The organism is Nitrincola alkalilacustris (genome assembly GCF_008973755.1).
GTDB classification, from domain to species: Bacteria; Pseudomonadota; Gammaproteobacteria; order Pseudomonadales; family Balneatricaceae; genus Nitrincola; species Nitrincola alkalilacustris.
In genome coordinates, this window is record NZ_WBOM01000001.1 from 305,091 (window position 1) to 320,737 (window position 15,647).

The 15,647-nt window shown below is 52.9% G+C and carries 17 protein-coding genes and 1 pseudogene; 11 read left to right on the forward strand and 7 right to left on the reverse strand.

All coding sequences use genetic code 11. The annotated features are described in order from the left end of the window. Window positions 1–10: 10 nt before the first annotated feature. The 3 genes and pseudogenes from F7R27_RS01390 to F7R27_RS01400 all read right to left on the reverse strand — a co-directional run. The gene (locus F7R27_RS01390) at window positions 11–1,075 is read right to left on the reverse strand and encodes a tartrate dehydrogenase (protein WP_151702432.1); all 1,065 of its coding nucleotides are present in this window, start codon (window positions 1,073–1,075) and stop codon (window positions 11–13) included. A gap of 275 nt (window positions 1,076–1,350) precedes the next feature. Further along, window positions 1,351–1,542 (reverse strand): hypothetical protein, encoded by a 192-nt coding sequence (locus F7R27_RS01395; RefSeq protein ID WP_151702433.1) that lies wholly within the window; start codon window positions 1,540–1,542, stop codon window positions 1,351–1,353. Between the two features lie 50 nt (window positions 1,543–1,592). Further along, window positions 1,593–1,725: pseudogene (locus F7R27_RS01400) on the reverse strand (methyl-accepting chemotaxis protein); the annotation flags it as partial. Between the two features lie 94 nt (window positions 1,726–1,819). Here F7R27_RS01400 and crcB point away from each other — a divergent pair. Both crcB and F7R27_RS01410 read left to right on the forward strand, forming a co-directional pair. Beyond that, a complete protein-coding gene (gene crcB, locus F7R27_RS01405) occupies window positions 1,820–2,296 on the forward strand; it encodes a fluoride efflux transporter CrcB (RefSeq protein ID WP_151702434.1) in 477 nt (158 codons plus the stop codon). Then, a complete protein-coding gene (locus F7R27_RS01410) occupies window positions 2,293–2,763 on the forward strand; it encodes a CrcB family protein (RefSeq protein ID WP_151702435.1) in 471 nt (156 codons plus the stop codon). Before crcB ends, F7R27_RS01410 begins: the two co-directional genes overlap by 4 nt. Before the next feature lie 41 nt (window positions 2,764–2,804). Here the strand turns inward: F7R27_RS01410 and argC are convergent, their stop codons facing one another. Continuing rightward, window positions 2,805–3,752: an N-acetyl-gamma-glutamyl-phosphate reductase gene (gene argC, locus F7R27_RS01415; RefSeq protein WP_151702436.1), complete on the reverse strand. Its 948-nt coding sequence runs from the start codon at window positions 3,750–3,752 to the stop codon at window positions 2,805–2,807. A gap of 188 nt (window positions 3,753–3,940) precedes the next feature. Here argC and F7R27_RS18685 point away from each other — a divergent pair, with 188 nt between their 5' ends. After that, window positions 3,941–4,174 carry a hypothetical protein gene (locus tag F7R27_RS18685; protein ID WP_206060356.1) on the forward strand — a complete coding sequence of 78 codons (234 nt, stop codon included), beginning with the start codon at window positions 3,941–3,943 and terminating at the stop codon, window positions 4,172–4,174. Window positions 4,175–4,255: 81 nt separating this feature from the next. Continuing rightward, window positions 4,256–4,552, forward strand: coding sequence for a hypothetical protein (locus F7R27_RS01425; protein WP_151702437.1), 297 nt, complete (start codon window positions 4,256–4,258; stop codon window positions 4,550–4,552). A 44-nt stretch (window positions 4,553–4,596) separates the two neighbouring features. Here F7R27_RS01425 and F7R27_RS01430 read toward each other — a convergent pair whose 3' ends face one another. Continuing rightward, complete coding sequence (locus tag F7R27_RS01430; RefSeq protein WP_151702438.1) at window positions 4,597–5,505, reverse strand: LysR family transcriptional regulator; 909 nt, start codon at window positions 5,503–5,505, stop codon at window positions 4,597–4,599. A 153-nt stretch (window positions 5,506–5,658) separates the two neighbouring features. On the opposite strand from F7R27_RS01430, the gene F7R27_RS01435 reads away from it, so the two are divergent. The 3 genes from F7R27_RS01435 (at window position 5,659) to F7R27_RS01445 (ending at window position 9,947) form a co-directional block, all read left to right on the forward strand. Further along, window positions 5,659–6,489 carry an alpha/beta fold hydrolase gene (locus F7R27_RS01435; protein WP_151702439.1) on the forward strand — a complete coding sequence of 277 codons (831 nt, stop codon included), beginning with the start codon at window positions 5,659–5,661 and terminating at the stop codon, window positions 6,487–6,489. Between the two features lie 152 nt (window positions 6,490–6,641). Continuing rightward, complete coding sequence (gene glyA / locus F7R27_RS01440; RefSeq protein ID WP_151702440.1) at window positions 6,642–7,931, forward strand: serine hydroxymethyltransferase; 1,290 nt, start codon at window positions 6,642–6,644, stop codon at window positions 7,929–7,931. 165 nt (window positions 7,932–8,096) lie between these two features. Then, a complete protein-coding gene (locus F7R27_RS01445; RefSeq protein ID WP_151702441.1) occupies window positions 8,097–9,947 on the forward strand; it encodes a sensor domain-containing diguanylate cyclase in 1,851 nt (616 codons plus the stop codon). A gap of 60 nt (window positions 9,948–10,007) precedes the next feature. Here F7R27_RS01445 and F7R27_RS01450 read toward each other — a convergent pair whose 3' ends face one another. Beyond that, window positions 10,008–11,282 (reverse strand): aromatic ring-hydroxylating oxygenase subunit alpha, encoded by a 1,275-nt coding sequence (locus F7R27_RS01450; protein ID WP_151702442.1) that lies wholly within the window; start codon window positions 11,280–11,282, stop codon window positions 10,008–10,010. A gap of 299 nt (window positions 11,283–11,581) precedes the next feature. Between F7R27_RS01450 and F7R27_RS01455 the strand changes: the two genes are divergently transcribed. The 4 genes from F7R27_RS01455 to F7R27_RS01470 all read left to right on the forward strand — a co-directional run bounded on the left by F7R27_RS01455 (window position 11,582) and on the right by F7R27_RS01470 (window position 15,086). Further along, window positions 11,582–12,688, forward strand: coding sequence for an FAD-binding oxidoreductase (locus F7R27_RS01455; RefSeq protein ID WP_151702443.1), 1,107 nt, complete (start codon window positions 11,582–11,584; stop codon window positions 12,686–12,688). Window positions 12,689–12,813: 125 nt separating this feature from the next. Further along, on the forward strand, window positions 12,814–13,806 hold the full coding sequence (locus tag F7R27_RS01460) for a serine/threonine protein kinase (protein ID WP_151702444.1): 993 nt from the start codon (window positions 12,814–12,816) through the stop codon (window positions 13,804–13,806). 19 nt (window positions 13,807–13,825) lie between these two features. Next, window positions 13,826–14,422: an IMPACT family protein gene (locus F7R27_RS01465; RefSeq protein WP_151702445.1), complete on the forward strand. Its 597-nt coding sequence runs from the start codon at window positions 13,826–13,828 to the stop codon at window positions 14,420–14,422. Window positions 14,423–14,465: 43 nt separating this feature from the next. Continuing rightward, a complete protein-coding gene (locus F7R27_RS01470; protein WP_151702446.1) occupies window positions 14,466–15,086 on the forward strand; it encodes a LysE family translocator in 621 nt (206 codons plus the stop codon). Window positions 15,087–15,165: 79 nt separating this feature from the next. Here the strand turns inward: F7R27_RS01470 and F7R27_RS01475 are convergent, their stop codons facing one another. Then, complete coding sequence (locus F7R27_RS01475; RefSeq protein WP_151702447.1) at window positions 15,166–15,561, reverse strand: COG4315 family predicted lipoprotein; 396 nt, start codon at window positions 15,559–15,561, stop codon at window positions 15,166–15,168. Window positions 15,562–15,647 lie beyond the last annotated feature (86 nt).

Sequence of the window (15,647 nt, forward strand, 5' to 3'; positions counted from 1 at the left end):
TACTTACCTGTCATATAAGCGCGGCAATGGCCTCACCCATCTCGGTTGTGGAGGCTTTGCCGCCGAGGTCGGGTGTGCGTGGTCCTTCGGCCAGCACTTTTTCCACCGCCTGCAGAATCACGTCATGTGCCTCCTTACAGCCCAGGAAATCCAGCATCAGTGCCGCTGACCAGATCATGGCGACCGGGTTGGCGATATTCTGACCAAAGATGTCCGGTGCCGAGCCATGCACCGGCTCAAACAGGGATGGGAATTTGCGCTCGGGATTCAGGTTGGCAGAGGGTGCAAGACCGATCGTACCGGTACAGGCCGGGCCGAGGTCCGACAGGATATCACCGAACAGATTGCTGGCCACAACAACATCGAAACGGGTCGGTTGCAGTACAAAGCGGGCGCACAGGATATCGATATGCTGTTTGTCGACCGTGATCTCCGGGTAGCCCGTGGCCATCTCATCAGCACGGCTGTCCCACCAGGGCATGCTGATGGCGATGCCGTTGCTCTTGGTAGCCACCGTCAGGTGTTTGCGCGCACGGCTCTGAGCCAGTTCAAAGGCGTATTTCAGCACACGATCAGCACCATGGCGGGTAAAGACCGACTCCTGAATGACCACCTCCCGGTCGGTACCTTCAAAGATCTTGCCGCCGAGGTTGGTGTACTCGCCTTCAGTATTCTCACGCACCACAAAAAAATCGATATCACCGGCCTTGCGACCAGCCAGTGGGCAGGGGACACCTTCGAACAGACGTACTGGACGCAGGTTGATGTACTGGTCGAATTCGCGGCGAAACTTCAGCAGCGAACCCCATAGCGAGATATGGTCGGGCACAGTGTCGGGCCAGCCGACTGCACCGAACAGGATCGCATCCATCCCTTGCACCTGCTCTTTCCAGTCGTCGGGCATCATGCTGCCGTGTTCCAGATAGTAATCACAGCTGGCCCAGTCTACGGTGGTGATCTCCAGTTGCAGATCGAAACGTTCAGCGGCCACCTTCAGTACTCTCAATGCTTCGGGCATCACCTCTTTGCCGATGCCGTCACCGGCAATCACAGCGATTTTGAATAGTTTGCTCATGGTGTCTCCTGATCAGATGGCCGTTACATGGCAGGTGGCTGTGTAGCTGAAGAGTCTGGTTGCATGAATGTATCTCGTTGCTGGGACGTAAGGGGTGACAGATAGGTTTATTCAAGCACGTTATGCTACAGATAATAGCAGCTATCCGGCGCTTGGCTATTATCTGTGTCGTACTGCAGAAGTGGTTTGGCCGATAGTGAGGAAGCTCTGTGTTGCCCAGTATTTCCTTACATCATACATTTTCCTTGGCATCAGTACGTATAATCGCAACGGGTTTAAAAGATTTTCAACTGTTTCGTCAGACTCTCAATCGTATTGCTGATGTTTCTGAGCTGTTCGCTGGTACTCAGGGTCTGATCAGACTGAGTGGCGTTGTCATTGGCTTTGGCTGAGATTTTTTCGATGGTTTCTGCCACGTCTCTGGCAGTCTCGACACTCTGCTCTACTCGCGCAACACCTTCACGCATGCGGTTGACGGCTTACTGTGTTTTCGCCTGTATCTGGCAAACCATTTCGGTGATGTTTTCGGTGGAGTGTGATGTTCGCTCAGCCAGGCTGCGCACCTCATCAGCAACGACTGCGAAGCCTCGTCCCTGATCGCCTGCACGGGCTGCTTCTATCGCTGCATTGAGAGCCAGCAGGTTGGTCTGCCCATTTCCTTACACATAACAGTCAGCTTGACTTCAATCACGGATGAAATCATTGTCAGTCAACCTTGAACCAAAGCCGGGGAGGCAGTAACGGGTGCCGGTGTTTATTTACAGTCTGATCTGCGTGGCCCTTGGCAGTGCGCTGGGGGGAATGGCACGCTACTGTGTATCTGATTATGTCGGGCATAAGTTTGGCGCTCATTTCCCCTGGGGCACGTTGCTGGTGAATGTCAGCGGTGCGCTGGTGATTGGTTTTCTGGCAGCTCTGGCCGGTACTCTGCTGGCACATTCCGGGTTGTTCTGGCAGTTGGCCGTGACCGGTTTTCTGGGCAGCTACACCACTGTATCCTCCTTCAGCCTGCAAACCCTGGCGTTGCTGCGTGAAGGCTATCTGCTGCGCGCATTGGTCAATATCACTCTGTCGCTGCTGCTCTGTCTGGTGTGTGTGGGGTTGGGCTATTGGTTTGGGAGCTGGTTGGAGAGCTTGCTGGGAGGCGGGTTGGGCAGTGGAGTGATCAGTGTTTTGGAAATGAGTGGCCAGGGTAGCCTGATAGTCAGGAGTGATGCATGATCAGGCGTTCACTCTCTATCCGCAAGCGCCGACAGGCAATCAGAGCCTACTGGCGGGCGCTGGATAATCAAGTGCAGGTTTACCTGGCGATAGCGCTGGGCGCGATGCTTGGTGGAGTGGCGCGTGCACTGGCGTCCGAAGGGGTAGTGCTGCTGGCCGGTTCCGGCTTTCCCTGGGGAACCCTGTTTGTAAATGGGGCGGGGTCTTTTCTGATCGGGCTCTATGCCACGCTGAGTGCCCATGATGGCCGCATTGTCGGCACTGCCTACCAGCATCAGTTTGTTATGACCGGCTTCTGTGGTGGCTTCACCACCTTCTCTATCTTCAGTCTTGAGACGCTGGCGCTGATGCAGTCGGGGCAGACCGGGCTGGCAGCGATCAACCTTGGCGGGTCACTGCTGATCTGGCTGCTGGCCGTCACGCTTGGGCATCTGCTGGCCAGACAGATCAACCGCCTGACCGGTTAGCAGATCCGGGATTAACACTCTCGGATCACCTGTGGGGCAGATCATACCGATTGCAGGTCGACACCTACTCCTTCGTGAAAGCCCAGCATCAGATTCAGGTTCTGTACCGCCGCTCCCGAGGCCCCTTTGCCAAGATTATCGAGTTTTGCCACGAGCAGACCAGTGCACCGATCAGGTGAGCCAAAGACTGACAGCTCGACCCTGTTACTGTTTTCCAGTCCATGTGGTGTTATGAAAGGTGCCGATACCGCAGCGATCTCGTTAAAGGGAGCCACAGAGACGAACGTTTCATCCTGATAGCTGCGCACCAGCTCGTTATACAGATCTTCAACGCTGATACCTGCTGCAGTCTGGATCGGTATGAAAATAAGCATCCCCTGGCGGAAATTTCCGACACTTGGAATGAATACTGGCTTCTGACTTAAACCGGACCAGGTTTGTATCTCGGGTAAATGCTTGTGTGCAAAGTCGAGACCGTAAGCGGCAAAGCTTGGAGCCTGATCTGTGCTGTTTTCATAGCGATCGATCAGTGCGTTGCCGCCACCGCTGTAGCCCGAGACTGCATTAATGCAGTAGAAGGCACTTTTAGGGAGCAGGTTGGCTGCAATAAGTGGCTGCAGCAGCAGGATGACACCGGTTGGATAGCAACCTGGATTCGATACGAATTGTGCGTTGGCAATAGCTTGCCGCTGATCTGATGTCAGTTCAGGTAAACCATAAACCCATCCATTGGCGGTGCGATGAGCTGAGCTGGCATCGAGTACACGACAGCCCGCTTCTGCGGCCAGTTTTGCGCTTTCTTTGGCGGCATCATCAGGCAAGCAGAGGACGCTGACATCAGCTGCCTGCATGAGACGGCGTTTGACCTCAATATCACGCTTTTCTGCCGGGTCGATACTCAAAATGTCAATGTCAGGGTGGTTTTGCAGACGCTGGCGTACCTGTAATCCAGTGGTGCCTGTTTCGCCGTCAATAAACACTTTTTTCACGCCTGATCTCCTTTAGTGACAGAGCTTGATATGAGCTGAGGATTCTATATATGTCGATCATAGCAGATTTCATCCAGTAGCCATCTAAATGCTCTCTCCTGTCTCTTTACCTTATTGCTTGACGCTATCGTTACTACAGGTATTTAGCTGAACAAGTCGAATGCATTAAAGGCTCAAATGGAGGCCGTATGGGTAGCTTGGGAAAGTGTGCGCGGGTGGTTCAGGTCACCTTTCGCATAGACAACATGGACTGTCCCACTGAAGAGAAGCTGATCCGCAGCAAGCTGGGCGGCATGCAGGGGATCAAACTGGTCTTTCTGGCGCTGGCGGGCATGGCCACGCTTTGGGTGGCAGTATTTGCCGATGTCGGTGCCAGTCTTCTGGTGATCGCCAATGGTCTGAGGCTATTAATGCGACAGTGATTTTTGATCATAGACTTTATTGACCTCAACTTAACTTAAGGTATTAGACTGCATTCTCGTATCAATGAAATGAAGGATGCTATGCGACAGGTTCAGACTGATCTCTGGGAAACCGAGGTCGAAAGTCCCTTTCCGGGGCTGACAACACATGCTTACTTATTGATACGTGATGAAGGGAATGTGCTCTTTTACAACACTGGGCATCTGCATGAGATCGACAGGGTGAGTCTGGCTGATTCGATCAGGATGTTGCAGACACTTGAGCCAGATGTGGTCTTCTCCAGTGCTTTTTCAGCACCTTCTGGCTTTCAGGAGATGCGGCCGGGAGAGTGGGCCGCGCATCTGGATTGGGCGCTTGAGCAACTGCTGGGTAAGTGAGCTATTTCTCTAAGCTCCTGATGCTCAGAGGTAAGTGAGCAGGATCAGCGAAGTCCTTGCAGAGCGTCGACCACATGGCCGGCTAATACACTGCAGGTCTCATCCGTACCCTGCCTCTGAATCAACAGCATCTGATAGTCGCCCAGTGCAGGCAGGCCATACTCCTTATCCAGCTTGCGCAGGGGTGGTTTCACCAGTCCGGCCGGGAAGGGCGCTACCGCCAGGTCTGCAATCATGGCTGCAGACTGTCCGGAGCAGTGTTCACTGGTATAGGCGATGCGATAATCAATTCCCGCCTGATCCAGAGCTTTCAATGCCATGCTGCGCCAGGCACAACCCTGGCTGGCCAGAGAAATCGGCAGCGGAGTTCTCATGGCGGCAATGCCACCCTCGCGGCCAGCCCAGACCAATGGCTCGGTATGTACAATTTGCCCTCTGCCTTTTTCCAGCCCGGCACTGCCTGCCGTGATGACGATCAGATCCAGTTCGCCGGCATCCAGTCGTGCGGCCATATCGATGCTGCGGCCCATCACAACATCCACCTGAGTAGCCGGGTGTGACCGGGCGAACTGGGCCAGCACGCAGGGCAGAATACGAGTGCCGACATCGTCACACGTGCCAAGGCGGACAGTACCTGCCAGTGAGGGCGACAGAAACTGTGTGACGGCCTCTTCATTGAGTTTTAGCAACCGACGGCCATAACTCAACAGAACTTCGCCATCGGGCGTCAGACTGACCTGTCGTGCCTCTCTCAGAAACAATGTCTTTCCCAGGGTTTCCTCCAGTCGTTTGATCTGCATGCTCAGGGCTGAAGGGGTGCGGAACACCTGGTTGGCGGCGCGAGTAAAACTGCCGGTTTCGGCGATCGCGACAAACATGCGCAGTACATCCGTATCCAGCAGAGGCAGAGAAGCGGGCGTGATATCGGTGTGTGAGGTTTGCAGAGTTGTCATGTCATAATCTTTCAGTTTTTCTTAATCGTGAGTGTAGTTCTTTTCGTTTGATTGAACAGCATTTAGAGGCGATGCTTGCACCAGGAATAGACAAAATTCAAATATTCAACAGATGATAAAAGACAGGTAATGGACTGGCAGGAGGATCGAGTGATGACCCCATGGAAACTCACTGAAACGTTTGATTTTCAGGGACGAACTGTTTCCTATGGCATGGTGGGTAATGGTCCGCCTCTTGTCTGCGTTCATGGTACGCCTTGGTCATCCTTCAATCTGCGTCATCTGATTGGAAAGCTGTCTGAACAGTACAGGGTTTATTTCTATGACCTCCTCGGGTACGGACAGTCGAGTAAGATGCCGGGTGATGTTTCGCTGGGCATACAGAACGAGGTACTGATTCAGTTGCTTGATCACTGGGGTTTGGATAACCCGGTTATTCTGGGTCATGATTTTGGTGGTGCAACAAGCCTCCGAACGCATCTGTTGAACGGGCGCCGATTTGAGAAGATGATCCTGATCGATCCGGTGGCAGTGGCACCATGGGGATCGCCTTTTTTCCGTCATGTAAATACCTATGAGTCTGCATTTTCTGGTGTGCCGGATTATATTCATGAAGCGATTGTGCGTGCCTACGTTCAGACTGCAGCCTGCAGGAAGCTGGATGATGAAACGCTGGATGGCATTATCAGCCCGTGGACCGGGGAAGAAGGTAAATCAGCGTTTTACCGACAGATAGCCCAGGCTGACCAGCGTTATACAGATGAAGCACAGGCTTTATATTCGGAGATTACTATTCCTGTGCTGATTTTATGGGGACGGGAGGATTCCTGGATTCCTCTGGCCAGGGGGCAAGAACTCAGAAACCTCATACCCGGTTCAACTCTTCGGGTAATTGATGATGCAGGTCATCTTGTCATAGAAGAAAAGCCACATGAGCTGTTCGATGAAATGATCACTTTTCTCAATGCATCACCAACCGCATAACCAGCGGTACACCGATTCATGTTCCAGTAGCAATCAAGGCATTCTTATAAGGGTTCCGTTTTTGTTTCCTATAAGAAACTTTTGTTGATGAATGGAAATTAAGTTGCTAATGTCAGCAGTTAATCAAGCCAGATAAGTGAGAGGAGCTGCCCATGACTTCCGTTCAGCCTGAAACCACTCGGTCCTTCTTCAGTGATCCATTGTCTCATCGCGATGCTGAGGTCTTCGCAGCATTGCAGCAGGAGCAGAAAAGACAGCAGGATGGGATTGAACTGATCGCCTCTGAAAATATTGTGTCGCGTGCCGTGCTGGATGCTCAAGGGAGTGTGTTGACCAATAAGTATGCAGAGGGGTATCCCGGCAAACGTTACTATGGTGGATGCGAATGGGCAGATGAAGTTGAGCGCCTGGCAATGGAGCGGGCAAAAGCACTGTTTGACTGTGAGTTTGTCAATGTGCAACCTCACTCCGGTGCGCAGGCCAATGGTGCGGTAATGCTGGCCCTGTTGCAGCCTGGCGATACGATTCTGGGCATGTCACTGGATGCTGGTGGTCATCTGACACATGGTGCACGTCCTGCCCTGTCCGGAAAGTGGTTTAATGCCGTGCAGTATGGCGTGTCCTCTGGAACACAGCTGATCGACTACGCTGCATTGGAGCAGCAGGCTGTCGAGAGTCGTCCAAAACTGCTCATAGCCGGTGGCTCAGCCATTCCAAGACAGCTCGATTTTGCGCGTCTTCGTCAGATAGCGGATAAAGTTGGTGCATACCTGCTGGTGGATATGGCGCACATCGCCGGGCTGGTAGCTACTGGTCTGCATCCCAGCCCCTTACCTCATGCGCATGTTGTCACCACAACGACGCATAAAACCCTGCGTGGTCCTCGTGGTGGCATGATTCTCAGCCGTGACATGGAGCTGGGGAAGAAGATCAACTCTGCTGTTTTTCCCGGTCTGCAGGGTGGTCCACTGATGCACGTAATTGCGGCCAAAGCAGTGGCTTTCGGGGAAGCCCTGCAGCCTGAGTTTGTTCGCTATGCACGCCAGGTGATTCGTAATGCACAGGTGCTCAGTGATACGTTGATTGCACGTGGCTGCGATATTGTGACGGGGGGAACGGATACTCATCTGGTGCTGGTGGATCTGCGTCCGAAAGGTCTGACTGGCAAGATTGCCGAGGTGGCGCTCGAAGCGGCCGGAATTACCTGCAATAAAAATGGTATTCCTTTTGATCCGACCGGTCCGATGATTACTTCCGGTATTCGCCTGGGTAGCCCGGCTGCGACAACGCGCGGATTCGATGAAGTGGCTTTTATACGTGTCGGCCACTTGATCGGCGATATACTGGATGCCACGGATGCGGATGGTTTCACGGATCCTGTTGTCTCGGCCTGCGTGCGGCATCAGGTGAACGGGCTGTGTAACCAGCATCCACTTTATTAGATTTAATCAATATTCATCTGTTTTCGGTTGTTGTACCATGCAGTCTGGATGATGGGGTATCTGTTATACTGAGTCATCCATACTGCAACAGCTTTACGGCCTGAGAGATGCGGGTTGTTCCTTGTTGCAGCATGCAATCAGGGAGCTCAGCGAGCGGGATCAGGCATGGACATCCAGACGAAAGTGACACGTACCTTCCAGGTACTTCTCATCATACTGCTACTGCTCTGGCTGATATTTCAGCTGGTTCTGGTAAATTTCTATACCACCACTGTCGAGCGCTATCAGGCACAGGCTCTGACACAGATTGAGCAGCGCGCAGCCTCTCTGGCTATCACCCAGCGCGAGTTGGTTGCTGCCAAGATGCAGGAGCTGGACAGGATTCTGCTGACCATGCGAGACATGATTCGAAACAGCGGGTTTTCGTCCCCCCAGATTCGAGACATGATGTTGACACGCAAAGGTTTCAGCGATGAGGTTGCAGACTTTCTGCTGCTTGATCAGGATGGAGAGATTCTTGCCTGGACCCAGAGAGGTCCGGCTCCGGATGTCAGCGACCGCGATTATTACCTGTGGCATAAAAACAAGGAAGATGATCACCCCTATCTCTCGCAACCCTCAATGTCACGTGTGGAAGAGTCGCGTCACTTTATCGCCTTGAGTCGACCTGTGCGCTCAGATGATGGTCGGTTTGCGGGTGTGCTGGTCGCTGCCATTGATATTGAACGGCTGGCACGCTCTCTTGGCGAGCTGGCCTATCTCGGTGAGATGACCACCGTGCTGGCCAGAGATGATGGCACGATCGTGCTGCGCCTTCCCTATATAGAACAGCCTGTGGGGCAGACTCTCGCATCTATTGTTGCTTATGGCGAGCAGTTGCCGCAGAGAGACACGTTTATTGTTGTCTCGCCGTTTGATGGACAGTCACGTCAGGTCGCATTTGAGCGTACGCCGCACTGGCCGCTGGTGGTGTTTGTCGGTGAAGAGTTGGCTCCTGTTTATGCCAATATTGATGACTTCACAGCACGAGAGCAGCAACGCTGGCTGATGGTGTCAGGGCTAGTGACACTGTTCATGCTGATCATCGCCTGGCTGCTATGGCGTCGGCATGGCATAGAGAAGGATCTCAAAGCGGGGCAGAGAGCACTGGCCGAGCTGAATCAGCGCAATCTGGCGATCGTGGAGGCGATGCCGGATCTGCTGTTCACGCTGGATGCACATGGGAAGTTTATCGATTATCAGGCGGGTGAAGAAACTCGCTTGCTGCTGCCACCGGAGCAGTTTCTGGGTAAAAAATTATCCGAAGTGATGCCATCTCAGGTTGCAGATAAGGCGATGGTGAGAATTGCACGGGTGATACAGACAGGCTCGGTGCAGCAGTTGGAGTATGATCTTGAAATGAAGGGTGAACAGCACTATTTTGAACTGCGTATGTCGCACCTGGCCGATGACAAGGTGCTGGCGATTGCCCGTGATATCACCACGCGTAAGAAAGCCGAAGCCCAATTGACCTGGCAGGCAACGCATGACAGCCTGACTGGATTACCCAATCGTGTTCTGTTTTATGATCGCCTGAACAGTACATTGAGCGACAGTCGTCGTTATCATCATCGCTTTGCACTGCTCTACATCGATATTGATGGTTTCAAGCCAGTTAATGACTCGCAGGGTCATGCAGCGGGAGATCAGCTTCTGATCGAACTGGCACGACGTCTGCAACAGTGTGTGCGCAGCTCGGACACGGTTGCACGACTGGCAGGTGATGAGTTTGCCATCATTATTCGTCACTGTGAGGGTCAGGAGGTCGCAACGAAAATGGCTGACAAGGTACTCCAGGCCGTTGCACAGCCCTTCGTGCTGGATGCTGGCACTGTTCAGGTATCCGCCAGTATCGGTATTGCACTGGGAGAGGGAGAAGGGATGGATGCCGATCGACTGGTACATGCTGCTGATGCAGCGATTTATGAGGTCAAGGATCAGGGCAAGGGTGGTTATCGACTCTACTCAGAAAGATAAACTGATACATAGCAAACCACCCCCTCTTATTCAGAAGGAGTGGTCATTTACTGGCTAGACTCAGTCGAGAGTCGTACTTTTGTAGCCCGTGTTGGTCAGCATGGTTTCGCTGTACCAGTTAACGAAGTCGATTACACCGAATTCGAAGGTTTCGGAGTAAGGGCCGGGCTCATAAGCGATTGAGTTGATACCGCGCTGATTCTCCTCTGCGAGCACGCGATCCTGATCATTGGTGGCATCCCAGACCTTGCGCATGTGTGCCGGGTCATAATCCACCCCCTCGACTGCATCCTTATGCACCAGCCATTTGGTGGTGACCAGAGTTTTCTGTGGGCCCAGTGGCAGCACACGGAAGACCACTGCATGGTCGCCCATGAAATGGTTCCAGGAGTTGGGCAGATGCAGAATGCGCAGCGAACCCATATCCGGGCTGGTGATGCGCCCCATCAGCTTCTGGCAGGCAGCTTTGCCATCCATGGTCATGGAGACGGTACCATCCAGCAAGGGGGTGCGAGTCATACGGTTGCGCTTGCCGAAGTATTTCAATGCATAGGGGACTTTCATCGCATCCCAGTCCTGCTGCTTGCGCGCGACCAGTGCCTTGTATTCAGGTGTAGCCAACGGGTCATCGGTATCATCAAACTGCTGCAGTGAGTTCAGCAGTTCAGGGTGTGTGCCATTGCAGTGATAACACTCACGGTTGTTCTCGAGCACCAGTTTCCAGTTGGCATCTTCCAGTACATTGGATTCAACGGCAACCTTCAGGTTTTCCATATCATAGGGCTCGAGGTAATGCTCAAGCTCAGCAGGAAATGCCTCGAACTCCGGTGGATTATCAGACAGGCAGATGAAGATATAGCCACCAGCCACCTTGACGTTGACCGGCTTCAGGCTATGCGCAGTCAGGTCAAAATTCTCACCCATGTCAGAACCGGCAAACAGCAGGCGGCCATCCAGTTCATAGGTCCACTTGTGGTAAGGGCAGACAAGCTTGGCAACCTTACCCTTGTCGGTCACGCACAGCCGCGAGCCACGGTGGCGGCAGACGTTAAAGAAGGCATGTACCTTGCTGTCTGCGCCGCGTACTATAACAACCGGATTGTCACCAACGTTCAGTGTAATGAAGTTGCCCTTGGTCGGGATTTCACAGGTCATACCTGCAAACAGCCACTCCTTCTCAAAGATTTCCTTGATATCCAGCTGATACACACGCTCATCGTTGTAGAAGGGTTGTGGCAAGGAATAATTTGGCTTGCGGGTTGCCAACAGCCGGGAGGCAGTTTCGCGGACGCCGTCCATCGGGTCAGTCAGCTGAGAGTGTGATATCTGGTTCATTGCCTTGGTCCTGTAAATGGGTTGCAGCCTGATAATCTTGTTTTGTGTGTTTCAGTCGATCTATGACCGTGCGGCGAGTGTGGATTAGGCAGCGTTCGGTCGATTATCTGCCAGCGACATCGGATGATGCTGCGGCGACGCATAAGACCAAAAAATGCACCGTAAAGGTGTAAATAGCGATGGTCTGTGTCGTTAAGAGATAAGTGGTCGTCATTGAGCATGTCCAGAATGCAGGGTAATGACAAGGGGTGCGTATACTACGCATTATAGTGCTAAATTTCGCTGCCGGATGAACCGATATGACAACAAATTTCCTGAATACGATTACCACTCAGACCTGGGCAAACGGCCGTCATATGGTTCGCTGCGTTAAGGTGATCCAGGAGACCTGGGATGTCCGCACGTTTTGCTTCATGGCAGAGCAGCCGGTACTTTTTTTCTTCAAGCCCGGGCAGTTTGTCACACTGGAACTGGAGATAGATGGTGAGCCGATCATGCGCTCCTATACCATCTCGAGTTCGCCATCGGTGCCCTACAGCTTCTCTATCACCGTCAAGCGCATGCCGGGGGGTAAGGTATCCAACTGGCTGCATGATAATCTGAAGCAGGGCGACGAACTGGCGGTGCATGGTCCGGCCGGTAACTTCAACTGCATGGATTTCCCGGCAGAGAAAATTCTGATGTTGTCAGGTGGTGTCGGGATCACACCACTGATGTCGATGGCGCGCTGGTATTTCGATACCAACGCGGCTGTGGATATAGAGTTTATCCACAGCGCACGCTCACCCAAGGATATTATCTATCATCGCGAGCTGGAACATATTTTCTCACGGATCCCCGAGTTTAAACTGCATATTATCTGCGAACGCAGTGATGAACTCGGTGAGTCCTGGTTTGGCTTCCGTGGTTACCTGAACCAGAAGATGATGGAGCTGATTGCACCGGATTATCTTGAGCGCGAAATTTTCTGCTGTGGCCCCACGCCTTATATGAATGCGATCAAAAATCTGTTGAAAATGACAGGTTTTGATATGAATCGCTATCATGAGGAGTCTTTCGGTGCGACTCCGATTGAGGTCAAGGAGGAGGTGCTGGAGCTGGTTGAGCAGGCTGAGCAGGAAGCGGAAGAGATCAATGTCGAAGATATGGTGCAGGTCGAGTTTTCTGCCACAGGTAAAAGCGTGCGTATTCTGCCGACTGAAACCGTTCATGCTGCCGCGGCCAAACTCGGGCTGCATATTCCCAAGGCTTGCGGTATGGGGATCTGCGGTACCTGCCGTGTCGCTCTGACATCGGGAGAGGTGGAGATGGAGCATAATGGCGGAATTACCGATGAAGATGTGGCAGAAGGCTACATTTTGTCCTGCTGCAGTCGGCCAAAAGGAAATATCGTTGTTGGCTACTGATAGTTGAGTACTGATAACTGTTTGATGGCGCTATAGCTTATTTGTTTGTAGGGCACGTGTTACCGGTCGGTTTATCCGCTAAGATGAGAGCAGGAAAGTCTCATTGACACAAAAACGGATATACGATGAATACGGTAGCACCACACCCATTTGAAACACTGACACCGGAGTTCATCCTGGCCGCTGTTGAGTCTGTCGGCTATTTCTGTGATGGCCATATTCTGGCACTGAACAGCTATGAAAATCGTGTTTATCAGGTGGGAATTGATGATCAACCCCCTCTGATAGCCAAGTTTTACCGTCCGCAGCGCTGGAGTAATGAGCAGATACTTGAGGAACATCAGTATTGCCTTGAGCTGGCAGAGGAGGAGCTGCCTGTTGTAGCCCCGATGGTGGATGAGCAGGGATATACTCTGCATGAATATAATGGCTTTCGTTTTGCACTCTATGTGCGTCGTGGTGGTCGTGCCCCGGAGCTGGATAATCTGGAGCACCTGTTTGTGCTGGGTCGAACACTCGGCCGTATCCATCTGGTCGGAGCCAGTAAACCCTTTCTGCACCGCCCGGTGCTGGACAGTGAATCCTTTGGTTACAAAAGTATCGAGTTTGTGCGTGACCACTTCATTCCTGACTCATTGCGTGAGGCGTATGCAACGCTTGCTCAGGATCTGATGGAGATGGTTGAAGCCGCTTTTGCAGAAGTCAGTGATGTGCGGTTGATCCGTGTGCATGGTGATTGTCATGGCGGTAATCTGTTATGGCGTGATGAAACACCTCATTTTGTCGATTTTGACGATGCGCGAATGGCTCCTGCCATACAGGATCTGTGGATGTTGCTCAGCAGCCCCGAACGACTGGAGCGTGAGAAACAACTGGCAGAGGTGATTGCCGGCTATTCGGAGTTCGCCGATTTTGATCCCCGTGAATTGCACCTGATTGAGCCTCTGCGTACCTTGCGCATGCTTCATTACTGCGCCTGGCTGGCCCGTCGCTGGGAAGATCCGGCATTTCCGCACAGCTTCACCTTCTTCAATACCGAGCGCTACTGGGGTGAGCATATTCTGCAACTGCGTGAGCAGTTTTTCGCACTGAAAGAGCCTGTGTTGAGGCTCATGTAAGGATCTGATCGGCTTTCCAATGAGTAGTATCAAAACCCTGGCAGCACCGGTGGAGTGCGAGCTGGAGATCAGGAAATCCCGCTTTATCGGGCGTATCGAGACCATTGATGATCTGGATCAGGGGATGGCGATTGTCGAGTCACTGCGCAGGCAGCACCCCGAAGCCGCTCATGTCTGCTTCAGTATGCTGGTTGCAGGGCAGGTGCGCCAGTCAGACGATGGAGAACCCTCCGGTACCGCCGCTAAACCGATGCTGAATGTGCTGCAACATAAGCATCTGGATGGCGTGCTGGCTACGGTGGTGCGTTATTTCGGTGGTGTCAAATTGGGCGCCGGTGGTTTGGTGCGAGCCTACAGCCAGGCGATCAGTGAACCATTGGGGCGTGCGGAATATATCGAAATAAAGCCTCGCGCCCAGGCTGTTGTCAGTGTGGATTTCGAGTATGATTCGCTCCTTCGCAGACTGGCCAGAGAGGCGGGGCTGGATATCGAAGTGCACTATCTGGATCGTGTATCAGCCAGGGTGTCGGGTGATGCTGCGGTGCTTCAGAACTGGCTTGATATGCTGACTGAACAGACTCGCGGTAGCGCCATCCTCGAACAGGACGCTCTCTAACAGGACCCTCTAACAGGACTCTCTAACAGAATATGGAAGTGCGATGAATCTGGCTCTGTTGTCGGTTTTTGTACCGACATTTTTCTTTGTCTCGATAACTCCAGGCATGTGCATGACGCTGGCCATGACGTTGGGTATCACGCTCGGCGTGCGCCGCACTCTGTGGATGATGTGGGGAGAAATGCTCGGCGTGGCGTTGGTCGCGCTGCTGGCCGTGTTGGGTGTTGCTGCCATATTGCTGGCCTACCCCGGCTTCTTCCAGGTGTTCAAATGGGTCGGCGGGGCCTATCTTTTCTATATAGGTGTGCAGATGTGGCGCTCGCGTGGCCGCATGGCCATTCCGGAGTCCTCTGCGGTTCGCCAGACTGTGTCTGCATGGCAGCTGTTTGTACAGGGATTTGTCACAGCCGTCGCCAACCCCAAGGGCTGGGCTTTTCATGTCGCACTGCTGCCACCCTTTATCAATCAGCAGCAGGCGCTGATTCCGCAGTTGGTGCTGCTACTCGGTATCATTGTGATACTCGAGTTTATCTGCATGCTGATCTATGCCGGCGGTGGCAAGGCCCTGCGATTGTTTCTGCAGCACACCTCCAATGTAAGGCTACTGAACCGTCTGGCAGGCAGCCTGATGATTGGCGTTGGACTCTGGCTGGCTTTTCTTTGAATAGCAGCCTCCCGGCAGAAGTTGATCCAGTCGGGAGGCCTTGTTTCGTTTTCTTGCACTCTGTTTCAATGTCTTGCCATTACTCTATCGGCACCACAAACCACACCTGATTGAACTCATGCCCGGTGACATCGCCCGGCTCTGCATCCCTGACCCAGGTGTAAAGCGGCATATCCTTGTAGGCCCACTGTTTTGAGCCATCGCTTCGTGTGATGATGCTGAAATCACCTGCAGCCATTGCGCCGTCTTCAGCCATCAGTGGTGGCCAGTTGGCAGCGCAGCCGTCATTGCAGTTGGATGTACCGGCGGAGTCGCGGGTGAAGGTATAGAGGGTCATGCCCTGTTGATCGGTCAGTACTTTTCCGAGGGATGTCTCACCGACAGCAACCGGAGTATCCCCATGCATGTCGGCAAAGAGGAATGCGGAGGTCAGCAACAGGCTGAAAAACAGAGCACCAGTTATTGAACGATTCATGATATTACCTGTTAGATTGTTTGAAAATAATTACGTGCCCGTGTGGGTTGTGGATCAAGTATAGGAAGAGAGTATGGATTTCACAC

What these genes read in the sequence shown, in the direction of transcription:
- F7R27_RS01445 (WP_151702441.1), top strand. Translation starts at nt 8,097, where the DNA reads ATGGACATCCAGACGAAAGTGACACGTACCTTCCAGGTACTTCTCATC.
- F7R27_RS01450 (WP_151702442.1), bottom strand. Translation starts at nt 11,282, where the DNA reads ATGAACCAGATATCACACTCTCAGCTGACTGACCCGATGGACGGCGTC.
- F7R27_RS01455 (WP_151702443.1), top strand. Translation starts at nt 11,582, where the DNA reads ATGACAACAAATTTCCTGAATACGATTACCACTCAGACCTGGGCAAAC.
- F7R27_RS01465 (WP_151702445.1), top strand. Translation starts at nt 13,826, where the DNA reads ATGAGTAGTATCAAAACCCTGGCAGCACCGGTGGAGTGCGAGCTGGAG.
- F7R27_RS01475 (WP_151702447.1), bottom strand. Translation starts at nt 15,561, where the DNA reads ATGAATCGTTCAATAACTGGTGCTCTGTTTTTCAGCCTGTTGCTGACC.
- F7R27_RS01430 (WP_151702438.1), bottom strand. Translation starts at nt 5,505, where the DNA reads ATGACAACTCTGCAAACCTCACACACCGATATCACGCCCGCTTCTCTG.
- F7R27_RS01435 (WP_151702439.1), top strand. Translation starts at nt 5,659, where the DNA reads ATGACCCCATGGAAACTCACTGAAACGTTTGATTTTCAGGGACGAACT.
- glyA (WP_151702440.1), top strand. Translation starts at nt 6,642, where the DNA reads ATGACTTCCGTTCAGCCTGAAACCACTCGGTCCTTCTTCAGTGATCCA.
- F7R27_RS01410 (WP_151702435.1), top strand. Translation starts at nt 2,293, where the DNA reads ATGATCAGGCGTTCACTCTCTATCCGCAAGCGCCGACAGGCAATCAGA.
- F7R27_RS01460 (WP_151702444.1), top strand. Translation starts at nt 12,814, where the DNA reads ATGAATACGGTAGCACCACACCCATTTGAAACACTGACACCGGAGTTC.
- F7R27_RS01470 (WP_151702446.1), top strand. Translation starts at nt 14,466, where the DNA reads ATGAATCTGGCTCTGTTGTCGGTTTTTGTACCGACATTTTTCTTTGTC.
- F7R27_RS01395 (WP_151702433.1), bottom strand. Translation starts at nt 1,542, where the DNA reads ATGCGTGAAGGTGTTGCGCGAGTAGAGCAGAGTGTCGAGACTGCCAGA.
- F7R27_RS01425 (WP_151702437.1), top strand. Translation starts at nt 4,256, where the DNA reads ATGCGACAGGTTCAGACTGATCTCTGGGAAACCGAGGTCGAAAGTCCC.
- F7R27_RS18685 (WP_206060356.1), top strand. Translation starts at nt 3,941, where the DNA reads ATGGGTAGCTTGGGAAAGTGTGCGCGGGTGGTTCAGGTCACCTTTCGC.
- F7R27_RS01390 (WP_151702432.1), bottom strand. Translation starts at nt 1,075, where the DNA reads ATGAGCAAACTATTCAAAATCGCTGTGATTGCCGGTGACGGCATCGGC.